The 18,349-nt window shown below is 54.7% G+C and carries 15 protein-coding genes and 1 tRNA gene; 12 read left to right on the top strand and 4 right to left on the bottom strand.

Annotation, left to right across the window (positions count from 1 at the left end; all coding sequences use genetic code 11):
- Nucleotides 1–27: 27 nt before the first annotated feature.
- Nucleotides 28–92 (bottom strand) — tRNA-Gly (locus OSO_RS0119360).
- A 213-nt stretch (nt 93–305) separates the two neighbouring features.
- On the opposite strand from OSO_RS0119360, the gene OSO_RS0119355 reads away from it, so the two are divergent.
- On the top strand, nt 306–1,415 hold the full coding sequence (locus OSO_RS0119355; RefSeq protein WP_010584836.1) for a pyridoxal phosphate-dependent aminotransferase: 1,110 nt from the start codon (nt 306–308) through the stop codon (nt 1,413–1,415).
- A gap of 210 nt (nt 1,416–1,625) precedes the next feature.
- A complete protein-coding gene (locus OSO_RS0119350; protein ID WP_157605346.1) occupies nt 1,626–3,443 on the top strand; it encodes an ArnT family glycosyltransferase in 1,818 nt (605 codons plus the stop codon).
- 105 nt (nt 3,444–3,548) lie between these two features.
- On the opposite strand, the gene OSO_RS44255 is transcribed toward OSO_RS0119350, so the two are convergent.
- A complete protein-coding gene (locus tag OSO_RS44255; protein WP_010584834.1) occupies nt 3,549–4,919 on the bottom strand; it encodes a YTV domain-containing protein in 1,371 nt (456 codons plus the stop codon).
- A 780-nt stretch (nt 4,920–5,699) separates the two neighbouring features.
- Between OSO_RS44255 and OSO_RS0119330 the strand changes: the two genes are divergently transcribed.
- From OSO_RS0119330 to OSO_RS0119300, 8 genes are all read left to right on the top strand, one after another.
- Complete coding sequence (locus OSO_RS0119330) at nt 5,700–6,332, top strand: hypothetical protein (RefSeq protein ID WP_010584833.1); 633 nt, start codon at nt 5,700–5,702, stop codon at nt 6,330–6,332.
- 156 nt (nt 6,333–6,488) lie between these two features.
- A complete protein-coding gene (locus OSO_RS0119325; RefSeq protein ID WP_010584832.1) occupies nt 6,489–7,442 on the top strand; it encodes a tetratricopeptide repeat protein in 954 nt (317 codons plus the stop codon).
- A 4-nt stretch (nt 7,443–7,446) separates the two neighbouring features.
- Nucleotides 7,447–7,974, top strand: a complete 528-nt coding sequence (gene mog / locus OSO_RS0119320) for a molybdopterin adenylyltransferase (RefSeq protein ID WP_010584831.1) — start codon at nt 7,447–7,449, stop codon at nt 7,972–7,974.
- Nucleotides 7,975–7,989: 15 nt separating this feature from the next.
- Nucleotides 7,990–8,271, top strand: coding sequence for a biotin/lipoyl-containing protein (locus OSO_RS0119315; protein ID WP_010584830.1), 282 nt, complete (start codon nt 7,990–7,992; stop codon nt 8,269–8,271).
- Nucleotides 8,272–8,445: 174 nt separating this feature from the next.
- Nucleotides 8,446–8,592 carry a hypothetical protein gene (locus tag OSO_RS48275; protein ID WP_157605345.1) on the top strand — a complete coding sequence of 49 codons (147 nt, stop codon included), beginning with the start codon at nt 8,446–8,448 and terminating at the stop codon, nt 8,590–8,592.
- A 3-nt stretch (nt 8,593–8,595) separates the two neighbouring features.
- The gene (locus OSO_RS44250; RefSeq protein WP_083842926.1) at nt 8,596–8,958 is read left to right on the top strand and encodes a GNAT family N-acetyltransferase; all 363 of its coding nucleotides are present in this window, start codon (nt 8,596–8,598) and stop codon (nt 8,956–8,958) included.
- A gap of 137 nt (nt 8,959–9,095) precedes the next feature.
- Nucleotides 9,096–10,445, top strand: a complete 1,350-nt coding sequence (locus OSO_RS0119305) for a DUF3386 family protein (RefSeq protein ID WP_010584827.1) — start codon at nt 9,096–9,098, stop codon at nt 10,443–10,445.
- A 409-nt stretch (nt 10,446–10,854) separates the two neighbouring features.
- Entirely contained in the window at nt 10,855–12,339 is a 1,485-nt protein-coding gene (locus OSO_RS0119300; RefSeq protein WP_010584826.1) for a high affinity choline transporter 1, read from the top strand.
- Nucleotides 12,340–12,647: 308 nt separating this feature from the next.
- On the opposite strand, the gene OSO_RS0119295 is transcribed toward OSO_RS0119300, so the two are convergent.
- Both OSO_RS0119295 and OSO_RS0119290 read right to left on the bottom strand, forming a co-directional pair.
- A complete protein-coding gene (locus tag OSO_RS0119295) occupies nt 12,648–13,406 on the bottom strand; it encodes a 3-keto-disaccharide hydrolase (protein ID WP_010584825.1) in 759 nt (252 codons plus the stop codon).
- A 4-nt stretch (nt 13,407–13,410) separates the two neighbouring features.
- Entirely contained in the window at nt 13,411–14,841 is a 1,431-nt protein-coding gene (locus OSO_RS0119290) for an arylsulfatase (RefSeq protein ID WP_010584824.1), read from the bottom strand.
- Between the two features lie 360 nt (nt 14,842–15,201).
- On the opposite strand from OSO_RS0119290, the gene OSO_RS0119280 reads away from it, so the two are divergent.
- Nucleotides 15,202–16,554: a Gfo/Idh/MocA family protein gene (locus OSO_RS0119280; RefSeq protein ID WP_010584823.1), complete on the top strand. Its 1,353-nt coding sequence runs from the start codon at nt 15,202–15,204 to the stop codon at nt 16,552–16,554.
- Between the two features lie 437 nt (nt 16,555–16,991).
- Entirely contained in the window at nt 16,992–18,281 is a 1,290-nt protein-coding gene (locus OSO_RS48270) for a DUF2156 domain-containing protein (protein ID WP_157605344.1), read from the top strand.
- Nucleotides 18,282–18,349 lie beyond the last annotated feature (68 nt).

Genomic DNA, 18,349 nt, shown 5'->3' with positions numbered 1-18,349 from the left:
GGTGCTGGGAGGCATTTTCTCTTGTGCTGGTGAAGGGAATCGAACCCTGGCCTAAAGCTTGGGAAGCTTTCATTCTACCGTTGAATGACATCCCAAATTCAGAGCATGGATCGGATTTGAATCGCCTCAGAGCCTGTCTTCCGTACGGATTTTCACTCCGAATTTTAGATTCACATTGGATGTGACGCTGGCTTTTTCAGTGTTCTTCCGTCTCGCGTATCCGTTATCCTCTAAACATAGCTTCGGTTAGCCGCAAGCAGCGTGTGAACAGTCGATGTGATCCATCCTCCTTTGATTTGAAAACGATGAGCCAATCTTGGATTGCCAACCGGATGCATCAGATCGATGCCTCTGGGATCCGCAAGGTGTTCGACCTGGCGGCAAAAATGAAGAATCCGGTGAACCTGAGTATCGGGCAACCGCACTTCGATACCCCGACTCCTGTCAAACAAGCACTGATCGGTGCCGTTGAGTCTGGCAAGAATGTCTACTCGGTTACGCAGGGGATCGCTCCGCTGTGCGAAGCGCTTCAATCGCGAGTGAAGGCTGAGTTTGGTCATGCCGATCGTCAGGCATTCGTGACCAGCGGAACCAGCGGCGGGCTGATGCTCGCCTTGTCGACCCTGGTGAATGAGGGCGACGAAGTCATCGTTTTCGACCCCTATTTTGTGATGTACAAGCATTTGGTGACGTTGGCAGGCGGAGTTTGCCGCCTGATTGATACATATCCTGACTTTCGGATCGATCTCGATCGCGTGCGAGAAGCGATAACGCCGCGAACCAAAGTGATCTTGTGCAACAGCCCCTGCAATCCTACGGGATATGTCGCGACGGAGGCTGAGCTGAAAGGGCTGGCAGAACTCGCGGCGGAAAAGAATGTGTGCTTGATCAGTGACGAGATCTATCGTGTCTTCTCGTACGATCGTCCTTTTGTGTCACCCGCGAAATGGAATGATCAGACGCTCGTGATCGACGGGTTCAGCAAATCGCATTCGATGACTGGACTTCGACTGGGTTTTGCGCATGGCCCAACGCACTTGATCCAACAGATGATCAAGCTTCAGCAGTTCACGTTCGTTTGCGCCCCACAACCCGTTCAATGGGCGGGCCTTGCCGCGATGGAGTGTGATGTCTCGGATCGAGTCGCCGACTATGCCAAGAAGCGGCGGTACATGATCGACGAGCTTCAAGGGGCCTACGACATTCGAGGGGCGGAAGGGGCGTTTTATCTGTTCATTAAGACGCCGTGGGGAACAGGCACCGAATTCGTCGCGAAAGCGATTGAAAACGAGCTTCTAATCATCCCCGGTAATGTTTTTAGCCAGAAAGATACGCATTTCCGGCTGAGTTTTGCCACGACGGACGAGACGCTGCAACGCGGAGTTGAAATCCTCAAACGTCTGGCGAGGGGATAACTCTGCCGTGGGCTGCTGTTCTTGTGCGGATGAATCCAACGCCAACCGTCATTGACGTCGTACAGAGGGCAACGAACAGAAATGCGTCCATGTGGACGCGCTTCTGTTATCTCAGAGAACAACCGACTTGCGAGAATCAAACGCAAAGGCCAGACTCGATCTCGTCGTTTCTTCTCGGGTTCAATTTTCTCTCAGGGCCACGATCGCGCGATGAGTCATCCCACGGCGGGCTACCGCTCCTTCATCGTCCCTCTTTGGATTCAGGTTCTGGGGTGGTGCTTGGGAATCCTTGCATGCATCGCGGGGATGCTCGACCTGATTGCCCAGTGGGATAAAGACCTGGCGACGCTTCAATTTCTCGTTCTCGTGATCGCCCCCATTCTTTGGATGATCACTTCACGAGATTCATTCGGGGGGGCGACGGATTCCATTGCCCGTCTGTCCAATCGCCGGCTCTGGATTTTTGCTGTTGTCGTTGGGGTGACTTCATGGATGACATGTTGGTTTGTTGGTCGCAACATGGTCGATCTGCCACCAGCGTACCACGACGAATATAGCTATCTCTTTCAGGCAAGGACGCTTCTTGCTGGAGTCCTGTCGACACCCAGTCATCCGACTCACCCCGAACTCTTCGATCAGATGCATGTCTTGAATGAAGGACGAATGGCAAGTCGCTATTACCCGGGAACGGGATTGTGGCTGGCGCCATTTGTCGCATTAGGGCATCCCTATTGGGGACAGTGGCTGGCCAGTGCACTCGCTTCGATGTTCGTATTTTGGGTTGGAAATGAACTGGGTGGAGCCCGTGTGGCAATCGTCGGCGGGATGGCGAGCGCCTTGTCGCCCGGAATCGCACTTTTTGGAAACCTGCTGCTTGCGCATCAACCGACTTTGCTAGGTCTCAGCATCTTTCTCTGGGCATTTGTCAAATGGCAACGTACGCATGCCGCGCGGGATGCACTCATTGCGGGATGCGGCTTGAGTCTGGCGATGATTTGTCGGCCAATGACGGCGGCGGGGTTCGGCTTACCCTTCGGTGTCGCATTCCTGGTCGAGATTCTGGTGCCCGGTCGCGCCGAGCCTCTCTTTAGCCGAAACCTAAGAATTCGATCCGTCTTCGCGATGGGGCTTCCCCTGATCGTGGGCTGGGCCGTCATGCTGGCATATCATCGTGATGTCACAGGGACCTGGACGACATCTCCCTATCAACTCTACACCGATCTCTACACGCCGCGACATGTCTATGGATTCAACAACGCCATCCGAGGGGCCGAGAAAATCGGTCCTAAAGTCATCGAAGCCTACGACCGCTGGGCGGTGAACCTCACGCCGGAACTGGCGGCGACCAATGTACTGCATCGCGGCCTTGCCAGTTTGATGTGGTCGTTCGACCTGTTGCCCCTTTTGTTGGCGTCCGCTGTCGCGCTGGGGATGACACTCTGGATCGATCGTCGCTGGTTGGCGATTGGATTTGCGATCGTCTCACTGCATGCCGTGCATGTGCCCTACTGGTATGCGGGCATCATGGGCTGGCACTATGTCTTCGAGTCCGTTCTTTCGTGGGCTTTGGTTCTTGGTCTGGGAACGGACCTGCTGGTTCAAGATTGGCGTCTGCGCGGTCGCGCGTTGATGCCAGTGTGCTGGTTTTTTCTGTTGGCGGTGTCGCTGATCGGACTCTACGTGCCGACTCAAACCGTCTTTGGTCCTAAGGCGGGAGGGCCTCGGATTGCGGCGGGCATCGGAACGATTCAGTATCCCAGACGTCAGTATGCCGCATTCGATCAGTGGCTGAACGCCAATGTGACGGATCGCCCTGCCCTCGTCTTGATAGAAGCCGATCCCGATGACCAGCATGTTGACTATGTTGTGAATGCTCCGGGGCTGAAAGCCGCTCTCTTGCGGGCTCGGCTTTCCAACGGAACGACGGAATTTGATGCGATCGCGAGGGCTTTTCCTGATCGTGCAGTCTATCTATGTCAGCCGGGCCGGAAAACGATTCGGAAGATCTCCATCCCGAAGCCTCGGTAGCAGGCGGCCGACAGACATATCATGGCAGGAAAACGAACAAGGGGCCGCATCACGCTTCGGCGATGCGGCCCCTTGTCGAGATTCAGGCTTGATCGACGCTCAAGCTCAGGTGCTCAAACGATTCCGTGAGGCTGGCGCCATCGGAACTGGGCTGTTGGAGGTTGATTGAGGCTGCGGAGCGGGAATGGGCTGCAGATTGTTCAGGTCTGCAGGCTGCTGCGGGACACCGCAGTTGCCCGAAGCACATCCACCGTCTGTGCCACATGTGCTGCACATGGCGGGGCAGACAGTTTGGGGAACCAACCGACAGACTTCGTATGATTCCACGCGAGGTACACACTTTGCCACCATCCGCGTACACGTTTCTTGCACTTCACGCGGCACACAGCGGGCCACGCGCTTGGTGACAGTCACGGGTTCTTGACGGCAGACCGTGTACGGGACGCGGCACGTCCGCGTTTCCATGACGGTTTTACAGGTCTGGAACGGAACGCGTCGGCTGCATTCTTCCGCCACCATCTTACAAACCTGGTACGGAACCTTTTGAACGTGCGTTTCGCACACGGTTCGACAGGTACGGACCGGGATCTGTTCAACGACTTCTTCCGTCACCATGCGGCACACTGTATACGGAACTTTGGTCACGATCGTTTCAGGAACCATGCGGCATACCGTGACGGGGCACAACTGACGCACAACTTGAGGTTGATACGTCGTGCAGGCGACTTGTCGTTCGACAATGTTCGGGCAGTAGACGTACTTAGTCGTGCAAAATCCGCGAGTTGGAACCATGGCAAATTGGGGACCGCATGGACCGCAAACCAGTCGCGGACAGCACAGTCCTGGGTGATACACCTTCTGCGCCGTCCACTGCCCACAGTCCTGCCGAACGGTGCGACAGGTCGTCACCGGTTGCATGACGGTATAGCAGCGTTCTTGCTGGATGACTTCTGTCTGCTGTCGCATGACGCACTGTCGCACTTCACGCTCACAGGTCTGAGTAACCGGCCGCTGAACGCAGCGACGCACTTCGCGAGTCGACTGATCCCACACTTGTCGTTGCGTGGTGTAGGTCTGGTCGCGGTAGAGTGTCTCGGTAACCGGACGCATGACGGTGTAGCGTTCTTCACGCTCGGCGGTTTCAACCACTTGTCGTGCGACTTGGTACTGCTCTTCGCGGTACGCGGTCTCATTCACCATTCGCTGGAACGTTTCCTGGACATCTTCGTAGGCCGTTTCATAGACCATACGGCTGACCGTGTACTGCTGCGGCTCTTGCACGGTGTCGTAAACGGTGCGCTGGCACGTCTGCCGTTCGACTCGACATGTTGTGTAACAGCCCGTCGGTTGGCATGCTGCCGTGGGACATCCTCGATAGCTCGCTGCTCCGCAATAACAGCCAGCGGACGCACTGTCCGGTGACGTGGCGGCAGCGAATATCAGAGCCGCCAAGGCACTGACCATCGCCTTCTTCATAACAATTCCCCCCCTAATAATCTGACCCCCGCCCACCAAGGCGGCGTTCTATCATTCAGGTGACCACGGTCCAGCACATCTGGGTTGCCGTGTTCACGCTGCTTCACTTCTGTCACGGGATTGGTTCTCGGCCTTACGTCGTCGATATCAGGTGACATCGACGAGCGATGACTGGAACCCGTCAAGGCGCCGCCGATCAAAACCAGCGCCAAGCATCTGTTCGAAATGATAAAGCGCGGGACAAGCGCACGCTTGAGACAAATCTTTGAAATCCGAGAAACCGAGACAAACCGCAGACTTCACCAACTACAGGCCGCAAAGTCCGCAGACCACCATTGGCCCGCAAACCCTTCGAAACTGGACAAGTTTCACTAGCTTACCGAGTCGATGTTGTCGCCGAGCAACATCCGTGATTCTCGAATGCAACATCGCGGAATGACCGTCGAGTTTGCGAAACGTGTGCCATCGCGCTGTTGAGAAAATGAAACACGAATCAGGCCGGTGCAAGCATCGCCTGACGCTCAATCAACGGACGATGCATCCATGTCGGCGACAGTGCTTTAGCGTAACGACCGTTTGAATTGCCGCACGAGGGGCGATCTGAACAGCATCGCGTCGAAGCGATCCTGATCAGTCACGAATTGAAGTTCCATTTGAAGTGCCACGACAGACCGGCGTCAAGAGAAAACAACGTTGCGATTCTGAACGTGTCCCGGATGAATCTCGAAGGTTTGCCCAATCTCTCTCGCTCTGGGGTTCAGCTTCCTACGGACGGTGTTTATGATTCTCACTGTCACCGATTCGGATCGAGCAGCGACTTGGAAGATCGCATCTCAGCTTGGTTGTTCGGCCGCCTTTGAAAGACCGATCATGCATCCGCCAAGTCATTCACACGCCCATCACGATCATGACCATGATCACGATGGAAATTGCCAGCCACGAAATCCGCAGGAATCGCTACGTCACTATTCCAAGCATGGGGTTCGCTTCAACTTTCCTGCCGATTGGACGATCAGCGAGGAATCCGACGAACACGAGACGACGATCTCGTTACAGAGCGATGGGACGTCGTTCTGGACGCTGATGCTTCTCAAGTCGCGGCCCGATCCTGATGCGGTACTCGACACGGTTGTGTCCGCCTTTGAGCAGGACTACGAAGAAGTCGACGTCATTTCGACGATTGATAACCTTGGTGGGTTGCCTACCCTGGGACGTGACCTCGACTTTGTGTGCTACGATCTTGTGAACTCGGCGATCGCTCGCGCATTTCAGACGAGCCTTCAAACGGTGTTAGTCCTCTCTCAGGGGACCGATCATGAATTGCAAGTGACTCGCGCCCAGATGAAGTCGATTACGGAGAGCTTGCAGTTGGACGACGAAGAACTGTTGGACGGCGACCTCGAGGACGAATGAGGTGGTTCTTACTTCAGGGAATCGAGAATCCCGTTTTGACGTAAGCCCGCAATTGCCTCTATACTAAAGACTCTGCCAGGAAAGCCGTCTGAATCGACTTTATTGGCATTTGGACGGATCCTTTCCCCCGGGCCTGGGCAAACGAGGTGCGTCAAGATGAGCAAAGCCGAAGTCGATGCGCTCTGTAAGCTGGCGAATGACTGTCTGCAGCTTCAGCAGATGAAGCAGGCGAAAGAGCTGTTTGATAAGGCGGTCGCCGCGGACATCGATTCTCCCGATGCTCACGAAGGACTGGCGTCCATAGCCTTTCTGAGCGGCGATTTTCCTAACGCTGTGGCGCACTACATCAAACTGACTTTGCTGAAGCCGATGGAAGCCCGGCACTACACGAATCTGGGCGCCGTTTTCAACCGCACGGGTGAGTTTGAAAAAGCGGTCGATGCTCTGCGGAAGGCCATTCAACGTGACAAGCGCAGTGCCGAGGCCTATTACAATTTGGGAATTGCGCAACGGAAATTGAAACGTTGGCAGATGGCAATCTCGGCATACCGGGAAGCGGCACGCTTGAATCCCAAGATGGCCGAGGCGTTCCAGAACCTGGGCAACGTTTATATTGATACGGCCAATCTGCCGATGGCCATCATGAATTTCAAAAAGGCTCTTGAGATCCGACCCGATTTCGAGAAAGCGAGGATCGGGCTTGAGAAAGCCGAGGCCGCCTCCAACTCGGCGAAAGAAGCCGTTAATCCATTTGGCCGACTCGTCAAAGCGGAATCCTATCAGGTCAGCAACAAGACGGTCGACTGCCGCGAATTGACCGATGCCGAACGCTATGAAGATCGCCACACCGTAAAACATATCGCCGACGAAATTGAACGTCTGTCCAAAGGTTGCCTTGAATTTTTAAAACTCAGGCTGGAACCTGCGCTCATCGAATTGCAGCGAACCATGGCAGAAGGCTCAAACTCACAATCGGCTTTGGTCGACGTCGCGGAAGAATACTACTCCGCGTCAAATCAGTGGACGGAATTGCGGAAGGCCGTGAAGCGGAAAGTCCTCGAACTTCGCGCCCACGAAGAACTCATTAATGCCCCGGAAGTGAAACTCTGAAGTTATGGCTACGCGAATTGGAATCGTCACCGTCTCGGATCGCGCCAGTCGCGGAGAGTATGAGGATCGAGGTGGTCCGGCCATTCAGGACTATCTTGGCGAGGTTTTGACCTGCCCCTTTGAATCGATTTGTCGTGTGATTTCAGACGACCAGTCACTGATCGAACAGACATTGCGCGATCTATCCGGCCCCGAGGGGTGCTGTCTGGTGGTCACGACGGGAGGGACCGGCCCTGCACCGCGTGATGTGACACCGGAGGCCACAGAGGCGGTGTGTCAGAAACTGCTGCCCGGATTTGGGGAATTGATGCGAAAGGTGTCGCTTGAGAAAGTTCCCACGGCAATCCTATCTCGGCAGACGGCAGGTATCTGCGGTCGATCGCTCATCATCAATCTGCCGGGACAGCCGCGTGCGATTCGAGAATGTTTGGACGCGGTGTTCGCCGCTGTTCCCTACTGCATTGATCTAATCGAGGGGCCGTACCTGACGACGGACGAATCAAAAGTGAAGGCCTTTCGTCCCAAGAAATGAATCGAGGTCGATTCGATGCGAATCGCGCTAGTGGTTCCCGATCTGGGAACAGGTCAAGAGCCGATCCGACTCAGTGGGTGGTTGGTCGATGAGGGTGATCTCGTCCTGGCAGGCGAACGTGTCGTCGAACTGTTGCTGCCGGGAATCACATTCGAAGTCGCCGCAGAAGGCTCAGGCACGCTTGTCGAACTCACGAAAGCGATCGATTCTGAACTGGTCACCGGCGATCTGCTGGGATGGCTCGACGACGGAGTTGAAGGGGCGTCCTGCGAACCAGAATCTGATTTGGAATCCTAAGCGTTCTTTAACTCGTGAGCAAAATCAAGAGGAATCTCAGCGCAATTGTGAGCATCTGGTCGTATCGCCATAGTCACGGTTGTCTCGTGGAATTCGATTCAAGAGCCATGTTGCTCGGTATCAGCGATTCTCTGTGTGACGCACTACTTCACTCAATTCATTGAAGCGATCCGAATGAACGTCCGACGGGCGACCGCTGCCGATGCGGAGTCGATCGCACTGGTCCACGTTTTGTCGTGGCAGCACGCTTATCGCGGAATTGTGCCCGATTCCGTCTTGAATCATCTCTCCGTTGAGGCGCGTCGTACGACCTGGATCTAGACAATCGCTAAAGGCGATCCGCATTTGCTGGTCGCCGAAGAGGCTGGCCAGATCGTTGGTTTCTGCTCATTTGGTGACTGCAGGGACGCGGATCGCCGTTCTGGTGATTTTGAAGTCTGGTCAATTTACCTGGCCTCGTCACATTGGTCGAAGGGCGTCGGTCGGGCGATGTGGCTCGCTGCACGCGACGAATTGATCGGTCTTGGAGCCAAGGTCATTCGCGTCTGGGTATTGTCCGAGAATCATCGGGCCATTCGCTTCTATCTGTCCGCAGGATTTCATCCAGACCAAGATTGCACAAACGTCCTGAAGTTCGACGGAATCGACGTCGTCGAAACTCGCTATTCCCTGACGCTGGGGGGCTGAGTCACAGTTGGCTCAATCAGGGATCGTGGTCCTGCTTGGATCTTCTGCGGTTGATATAATCTCGCGCAACGCCGATGCTCGACAGGGAGCTGTGTCATTTCTTTCTAACCACGGACACTATCGAAAGTCACGCTGCGATGCAGAAACCAGTTCTCTTCCGACAATCGCTTGTCATGCTCGTCAGCCTGACCTGTTTCCTGCAGCAGTCGGAACTGATGGCGCACTTTCTGTTTATTCGCGTTGGTGAGCACGCCGAAGCGGGACGGGCTGCGGAGGTGTTCTTCAGTGAGCGGGCTGCGGCAGGGGATCCCCGCTTCGTTGAAAAGGTGGCCGGAACAAAACTTCTGATGCAACAGAAGCCGGGTGAGTTTGTGTCGCTTAGTACGCAACGTGGGGCTGATCGCCTTCGGGCCGTGTTGCCTTCGACGGGGGCCGTTTCGATCACCGGCCTTTGTGAGTACGGCGTGCTCAAGCGAGAAGTGCCTTTTCTGATTCGGTACTATCCCAAGGCGATCTCCGGCTCCATTTCGGAACTGAATGAATTCAAGCCGAATCCTGATTCGGACTTAGAAATCATGGCGACAGCGGGACCACAATCAATCACGCTGGTATTGCTCGATCGCGGCAAGCCTGTTCCTGACGCCGTGTTTACCACCGTTGATGACGATCTCGTCAATGAGGAATTGAAAGCGGATGGCGATGGAAAGGTCACTTGGGCGCCATCCAAGCCAGGAAGCTACTGCGTCTATACGAAAGTCGTCAGGAAAGAGGCGGGTGAGCGAAACGGACAGACGTTTTCCGAGATTCGCGAATTCCCGACACTGTACTTTGCGTGGCCGTTGGAGCGGCCGACGGGGGACCGTGAGGCTGGCGAGCTATTTTCTCAGGCGATCGCGAAACGTGCACGCTGGCGTGATTTCCCCGGATTCACCGCGACAATAGCAGGTCACTACGATGATCGCCCCTTCTCTGGGACAGTCGAAATTGAGAAATCAGGTGCCGTCAAATTGAAGATCGATCAGGAAGTTGCCGCAACTTGGGTCGAAGAGCAACTTCATTCGATCGTCATCCATCGAATGGACTCCCCCAGCAGCGCAGCACCGATTCTGCGTTTTGCGGATCAGGATACCGAAAATCCTCTCGGAAGACTGCTTACATTCGTTGGTGGTCAGTCTGCGTCGAGCTATCGCGTCAAGGACGGTCAATTGAAAGTCGTCAATCGACGCCAAGGCACAGAGAACATGACGATCACCGTTCTGGAGAATGCCGAAACACCCGAGGGCAAATTTTTGCCGCGGCTTTACAACGTCCAGTATTGGGATGCGTCGTCTGGAGCCCTGCTCCGTACCGAGTCCTTTGAGAACCGCTGGAAACGCATTGGGGCGTTTGATCTGCCGGTTCTCAACAGTGTCCTCATTTCGTCCGCTGCGGGACTGGCTGTTCGCCGTTTTGAGCTCACGAACTTGTCGCATTCCGAAGCCAAATGAGCGGCGTATGTCTTGTGGCATTCGACGGATCGACGTCGAGTACGAGGGCGCCAAATCGGGATTCTCGGTCGCTGGCTGTCAGGAAACTTCCGGACAGGTGTCGTGTACGAGCCCCATGAATTGATCGTGCGTTACTCTGGTTGTCCTGACAGAACCCATCTCACGGTCAAATCGAGTCAGGGAGACTTAAAACCTGATTTGATTTATCGTTGAGCTCTTTGCGATCCGATCAACGTGCCTCCGGCTGATGTTCATGAACCAGTCGGGATAGAGTGGCCATACGACGCTCAGAATTGTTCCGTTTTCTGGCAGTCGTGAGGGTTGCTGGAAATGTTGATTTTGAGGTCAGATTGCTAGCATATCCGCCGAAAATTGCTCGCGGTTTTTTGCAATTGATTGGGACCAGACGATGCTGATTGCCTGTGTGTTAGTTTACATGGCGGCTACGGTCGCAGTGGGAATCTACGCGTCCAGTCGCGTCAAGGACTCCAAAGACTTCATGGTGGCGGGCCGGTCTCTTCCGCTCTACATGAATTTCGCCTGTGTATTTGCCACCTGGTTTGGTGCTGAGACGGTGTTGTCGGTCTCTGCAAATTTTGCACATAAGGGAATGGGATTTGTCTCAGGTGATCCCTTTGGGGCATCGTTTTGCCTGGTGCTGGTTGCGTTCTTTTTCGCTCGAACTTTTTATCGCCTGGAGCTGTTGACGATCGGTGACTACTACCACCTGCGTTATGGAAAGTTTGTCGAGGTGGTGACGTCTATTGCGATTGCCAGTTCCTATCTGGGCTGGACCAGTGCTCAACTTTCGGCTCTTGGTTTGGTCATTGACGTGTTGTTCCCGCAGCTCTCGCTGGACCAGTCGATTATGATCGGGGCCGTCATTGTGACGATCTATACGATCTTCGGCGGGATGTGGTCTGTGGCGTTAACGGACGTTATTCAGACGGCAGCGATCGTGATCGGGCTGATTGTCGTGGCCCTACTGCTGGGGAACAAAGCTGGCGGAATTGGCGTCGTGCTAGAGGCGGCACGCAACGAAGGGAAACTCAATCTGTTTCCGCATGTGACCGCGGCCGCTTGGATGGCGTTCATCGGTGAATTCATCACGATGTCGCTGGGGTCGATCCCTCAGCAGGACGTGTTTCAGCGTGTCACGAGCGCGAAGAATGAAAAGACCGCGTTCATCGGAACGCTGATGGGGGGGATTTTTTACTTTGGCTTCGCATTTGTACCAATGTTCATTGCGTTCAGCTCGACGGTGATCGACCCTGTCTATATTGAGCATTTCAAGGCGGTCGATGTTCGTAAGGTGCAGCAGATCCTGCCGATGCTGATTCTCAAAGAGACGCCCACGTGGTGCCAGATCTTGTTCTTTGGCGCGGTCCTGTCTGCGATTCTTTCGACGGCAAGCGGAACTTTGCTTGCGCCGTCGAGCATCATCACCGAAAATGTCTTGCAGCCGTTTACAAAGCATTTCAGCGACCGGCAGACGCTCATCTTGTTGAGATGCATTTTGGTTGGGGTATCGGTTGTCGCGACGACGATTTCCGTGAACAACAAGATGACCATGTATCAGATGGTTGAGAGTGGCTATAACGTCACGCTAGTGGTCGCGTTCGTCCCACTCGTGTGTGGGATTTATTGGCGACGCGCAACTACGCAAGGTGCCATCTTTTCCATTCTTCTTGCAGTGCCCGTCTGGATTGGAGCCGAGTACCTTTGCAACGACGAGAGTGAGAACCTATGGCTCTGTGTGCCACCTCAGATCTATGGTCTGGCAGCATCGTTCTTGGGGATGTTTATTGGTTCATGCATCCCAAATTTGATCAAGCACGCACCAGCCGATGCGGCTGAGCTGGCAAAACGACGCGGCCCCGCCATGGGGCACTAAGAGTACGGCCAGCCATTCTGCCTTGGCAGGTTCGCGACGTCACTGACCTGCGATCAGCTGGTTTATCCACATGCTCAATCGGGGCTGGCGTTCCGCGAGAACTGCCTTCCAGATTGCCTTTGTTGTCCGCATCCGTGTCAGGGGCAGTCATTCAAGTCCGCTTGTTTTGCAGAGAGGTCCCGTCAGGCACACGACATTCGATCCAGCCAAAAAAATGATCTCCAGCGACTCGATGTTGAGTTGCTGGAGATCATTGGTTTGCGACTGCGGTTCGGATTGCCCGACAGTCGATCTGTCTCGCTCATGTACTACTTTGCGGGCTTATCTTCCAATGGCAGGACTTCTGCCTTGCGGATGGCGACTTTGCTGCCGGGGTCATGCTGCTGGAATGCGAAGTAGCCTTCCTTCCAGCTCTGAGCAAAGTCATGGTACTCGTAGAGTTCATCGCCGTTGACCGTGATTTTGATCTTGGTCACGGGTTTGCCGCGCCAGACGTCGTCGCGAACGACAAGATCGTACGTGAACCAATCATCTGGCTCGACCAGCTTCTTGTAGACATGGCAGAAGTTGTAGAGTGATCCGGTGCGAATCGGATCGCTGTGCGAGCTATTAATCTGAGCTTCATAGCCGTCGCTGAATGTCGACTTCAGCTTCGTGCGGAAATACAGGCCAGAATTACCCTTGTCATTGATCTTAACTTCCGCTCGGTACTTGAAGTTCTTGTACGGGCCCTTGCTGCAAACCAGCATTGATGCCTGGCCCGAACCGCAAATGCAGCCGTCCTTGACTTCCCAGACGCTGTCTTCTTTGCCGACTTTTTCCCAGCCGTCCAACGACTTGCCATCGAACAAGGGGATGTACACGTCGTTGGCCGGCTCTGCCGCGTTCAGACTGAACAGGCTGAACGCGCATGCCACCAGAAAACCACAGACACTGAGCTTCATCTTTGGACCTTCGTCTTCAGGAACGAAATGAACGTGAACTCGTCGAGTTCCAAGAAAAGGCATTTTGCAGTCTTTTCCGTGCAACCGCAATTCGATGAAGAATCGGAGTTCCGGATTCTTCATCGAATTATTGGCCCGGTGGATTCCAATCGGGCGTCCAATCGTCAGATGCGAGCCTCGCCGACGCGAGATAGCTTCCAATTTTCGCCGCGATCTCAGGATGCTCTGAAGTTACATTGCGTTTCTCACCAAGATCATTCTGCAGATCGTAAAGTGTCACAGGTGCGTCAGGGCTGCCGGCGCGAATTCCTTTCCACCGTTCCTGGTAGAGCGCCGCCTGTTTGAAGCCCCGCTCGTGAAACTCCCAATAGAGGAACTCATGTTTCGGTTGCTTGTCCACGTTGCCGAACAATGTTGGAGCAAGGCTGAGCGAATCACAGTCTGCAGTCGGAGCCGTGCCCGCCAGTTCCGCAGCGGTTGCCATCCAGTCTCCGAAATACCCAACATGGTTCGAGACTGATCCGGCCGAGATTCGACCTGGCCACCAGGCGATGAATGGAACCCGAATGCCGCCTTCGGTCAGGCTGCGTTTCATGCCTCGCAGCGGCCCCGATGGCGAGAATCTCGCAGTGTCGTGATTGCTTTCTTGGTGCGGACCGTTGTCGCTGGTGAAGATCACCAGTGTGTTTTCCGCCAGCCCGTTCGCCCGAAGCACATCCAGCATGCGACCGACATATTCATCCAAACGCGAAATCATGGCCGCCTGACCTTTGTCAGGATCAGGCCAGGCTTTGTCCGCATAAGGACCAAAGTTGGGGACGTGCGCTCCGTTTTTCAGTTCGCGAGTCCGTTCATTATTTGCGTGCGGGATCACCATGCTCCAATAGAGGAAGAACGGTTCCGATCGCCGGGTTTCGACGAACTTAACGGCCTCGTCTGCGAACAAATCATCGGCAAACGCAACAGCCTTGGTGGCGTAACCTGCGCCCGACTCTCCGATGGGGGTGACTTCGTTGGGTAACGAAACTCGGTCTTCGTTCCTCCACAGGAATGCCGGAAAGTGATTGTGTGCATGCTGCTGATTCAGGTAGCCAAAGAAATTGTCGAAACCATGGCGGCGCGGCAGGCCGCATTCGGCGGCACCGACATCGCCCAATCCCCATTTTCCAACGAGGGCCGTTTTGTAGCCAGCTTGCTGAAGGATCGATGCAACCGTTCGATCGGTGGGACGCAGTGCTTGTGCGATGGGATTGCGTTGACCGGCATTGCCTCGCACCCGCGTGTGCCCATGGTGCTGTCCCGTCATCAACACGCTACGAGACGGCGCGCAAACAGTTGCACCCGCATAGAACTGTGTGAATCGCATTCCGTCTTTGGCCATCTGATCCAAGTGTGGCGTCAAAATCACTTGCTGTCCGTAGCAACCAAGATCTCCGTATCCGAGATCGTCGGCCATGATCCAGATCAGGTTCGGCCGATCTGCTGTGAGGCCGACGTTGACGAACGCGAATGTGACAACCGCCATCAGAAGGGATTGACTGATTCTGAAAATCATCATGACTTATTGGTCTCGTCGCTCGAGTCGTTTCGGTGGTGCGGAGTGCCGTCAGTATATCGAACGCTTCGTGAGTTGCCTTTCAGCGAGCGAGAGAATCACTTTGCTGTCGAGGGCGTATGAGTGTCTGTGAAAGTGCACCAATGATCAGCGAAGCTGATTTGGGCTATGACGCAACCTTGAAGTTTGAATTTGGTCGTTCCAGAATCGGTGTTGGGCCACTTTGAATCGACGCAGTGAACTGTTTCAGTAGAGACGTCTTCCATGGTGCGCCGGGATTGCGAGTGCCGCCAAGTGATCGCTTCTGCCTGAATCCCTCCTGCTCTATTCCCACCTTGAGCAAGACCTACCAGGAGATCAGACATGTCGTCAATCACACGGCGAGATTTTACGAAAGCGACTCTCACTGTGGCGGCCACTGTCGCGACGGCCGCGAGCGCCGACCGCGTGGCGGGTGCGAATGAGCGTGTTCGACTTGGCGTGATCGGAATTGGCAATCGTGGCGATCAGGTCCTGAGCGCCTTTCTTGAGCAAAAGGATTGTCAGGTCGTCGCGGTTTGTGACATCTATCAACCCTATCGACAGTACGCGGCGTCTCGAATCGAAGGAACGCCAGAGCAATTCACCGACTACCGCAAATTGCTCGATCGCAAAGATCTCGATGCGGTGATGATCGCGACGCCAGATCACTGGCACGCCTTGCAAATGATTCATGCCTGTCAGGCAGGAAAAGATGTCTACGTCGAAAAGCCTGCCTGCGTCTATGTCAACGAAGGACGAGCGATGGTCAAGGCGGCGAATGACCATCAGCGCATCGTTCAGGTCGGCATTCAGCGAATGTCGTCAGACTTTTGCCGCGAGGCTGCCGAGTTGATTCGCGGCGGTGCGATTGGCAAGGTGACGGTCGTCAGATCGTTTCATGTTCAGAACGAATGGCCCAAAGGAATTGGCAATCCACCTGACGAAGAGGCTCCCGCAGATTTTGATTGGAATGCGTGGACTGGCCCGGCCAAAATGCGAAAGTACAACAAGAATCGCACCTTCTATCGCTTCCGCTGGTTCTACGATTTTTCAGGCGGCCAGTTGACCAATTTTGGCGTCCACCATCTAGCTCAGATCCACCGCTCACTGGGAGTCGACGCTCCACTCGCAGTGATGGCGATGGGGGGAAAATTTTCCAATTACGACAATCGAGAAGTCCCCGACACGATGGAGGTGGTCTGGCACTATCCGGGTGACACACTTGTCGTGTTTTCGCAGTACAACGCGAACGGGGCGGCACCGTCTGGTCGGCCGTGCGAGATTGAATTTCGAGGCACAAAGGGAACTCTGTATTTCGGTACGTGGGGGTACGAAATCGTGCCAGAGACAATCAAGCTAGGCGAGTTCATGGCTCGGTCGCCAATTGACCGCGAACGTGAGCGGCATTGGAACACCGGCGCCTCGCCCCAGATCGAAGGCAAGAAAGTCGCCGGGCGGGTTCTCGACACCGAACACGCCCGCGTGTTTCTCGATTGCGTGAAATCTCGCAAGCAGCCCACGTGCGACATGGAGTACGGTCACCGGTGTACAACGGGTGCCTTAATTGCAAACATTGCGCACCGTACGCGATCGTTCCTTGAATGGGATGCAAAAGCAGAGATGTTCACGAATAATCCCGCCGCGAATGCAATGCTACGCAGCGACTATCGCAAACCCTATGAACTTCCTGAATGAGAACCTGGCCGCCTCTGATATCTTTGCAATGGGTGTTTGAAGCCGGTTGTCGACCCACTGAATGTGTGTCGACAACCGGCTTGTTCGTTCTGCGGGAGGCAGATCTGCTGGGATAATCGATGCCGAATTACGTGCGAAACGTAATCGATATGGACCTCGGCCGCCTTCGTGTGATCGCGAACACTGAGTGTCCAGAGGTGGTTGCTGAGCATTCAGTCTGAACGGCATTATGACAAGTGACATCAAGTCTGAAATGTTTCATTGATGAATCACCGTCCGCCTGGACTGGGAATTCTAATATCACGTAATTGTCGTACATCCTTGCTGACGTGACAGTTCGCCCGATTTTTTCGCCTCGTCTGTGCAGTGTGCCCAAGTTGAATGGCATGACGCTTGCAAAACGGCAAGGCGCGGGCCAGGACATTGACGAGGCAACTATGAATCACCACGACTTCGAACGGGCGCAATCGGAGCGTACAGTGCTCATTGAGCAGGGCGAATGGGCAGTCCCAGCAGATCGATCGTTGACGCAGTCTCTCCAACATTCCACTGAAGCGTTCTCATTCACGTTGGTGAAGACGGGGGTGGGCGCGGGCTCTGTCAAAGATCTTCAGGGATATCTTCCCTGGGAATTCGCTCCTCAAGAAGTGGACCTACGTGAGGGGAACGAAAAATTCCAGGATGATCGACAAGGATGGTCATCCCGGGGGAAGTTCCTTCAGAAGCCTAAATCGACGCTGGATTGGATCAATGGCCAGCGCGATTTGAGATCACGTTGCCTTGACTGGTTTCTGCAGCATGGCACATTTACGATGGCCTACTCGACACTGCAGCCAGGGATTGAGTACTTCGAAACGCGTTGGGGATATTTGGCATACAATCGATGCCTCGGTGCCACGTTCGTGTTAGGCGATCCCATCGGTGAGCCCGGGCAGCATGGCGCAATCATTCGGGAATTTCTGCAAGCTCATCGAAATGTCTGCTTTTGCCAGGTCTCTCGCGGCACCGCGGCGATTCTCTCGAGTCTTGGATGGCGAGTCAACGAATTTGGCGCGGACATGGAGATCGATCTCCCGACGTATAGTTTCGAGGGACCGAAGAAGACGAAGCTGAGGCAAGCGGCACGAAAGATCGAGCGTGAAGGCTTCACGATTGAAGAGCGTCCGGAATCTGACGAGGACCAGCATGCCGTCGAACGGCTGAGTGCCAGTTGGCTGAAGACAAAATCCGTCAATCGCGAAGCGCGGTTTCTTGTAAGGCCATTGCGATTTGGGCCGGAGCCCGGGGTTCGAAAGTTCTTCCTGTGGGACGAACACCGCGAGCTTGTTGCATTCATCGCGTTCGACCCGATTTGTGAGGATGGGAAGGTGGTGGGTTACTCACCAGCCATCAAGCGCCGCTCGCCGAATTCTCCCGTCGGAGCCGAAGAGGCGCTCACGAAATTTGCGATTGAACGCTTCCAGGAAGAAGGTCTCAGGTGCCTTCGGCTGGGTTTGATGCCTCTTTTTGACATTCAACAGTCCGAGTTTCCGGACGCCTGGCCCATGCGAACGATCTTTCAACAATTGTATCGTTATGGGAATTCAAGGGTGTACAACTTTCAAGGGCACGCCGATTTCAAACGACGATACCGTGGGGCCTTGAGCAAGGTCTATCTGGCGAGCGCCCATCAATGGGGCAATGTCTATTACTTGATTGCGCTGATGCGTCTGTGCCGCATCTTCTGACGGCGGCTGCAGAGACGATCGATCCCAGCACGCTCAATCTTTGGCGCTGGCGTGCGAAAGCCACTCGC

Source organism: Schlesneria paludicola DSM 18645, assembly GCF_000255655.1.
Lineage (GTDB): Bacteria > Planctomycetota > Planctomycetia > Planctomycetales > Planctomycetaceae > Schlesneria > Schlesneria paludicola.
Note: the sequence above shows the minus strand (reverse complement) of the source record. Positions and strands in the feature narration are given on the sequence as shown.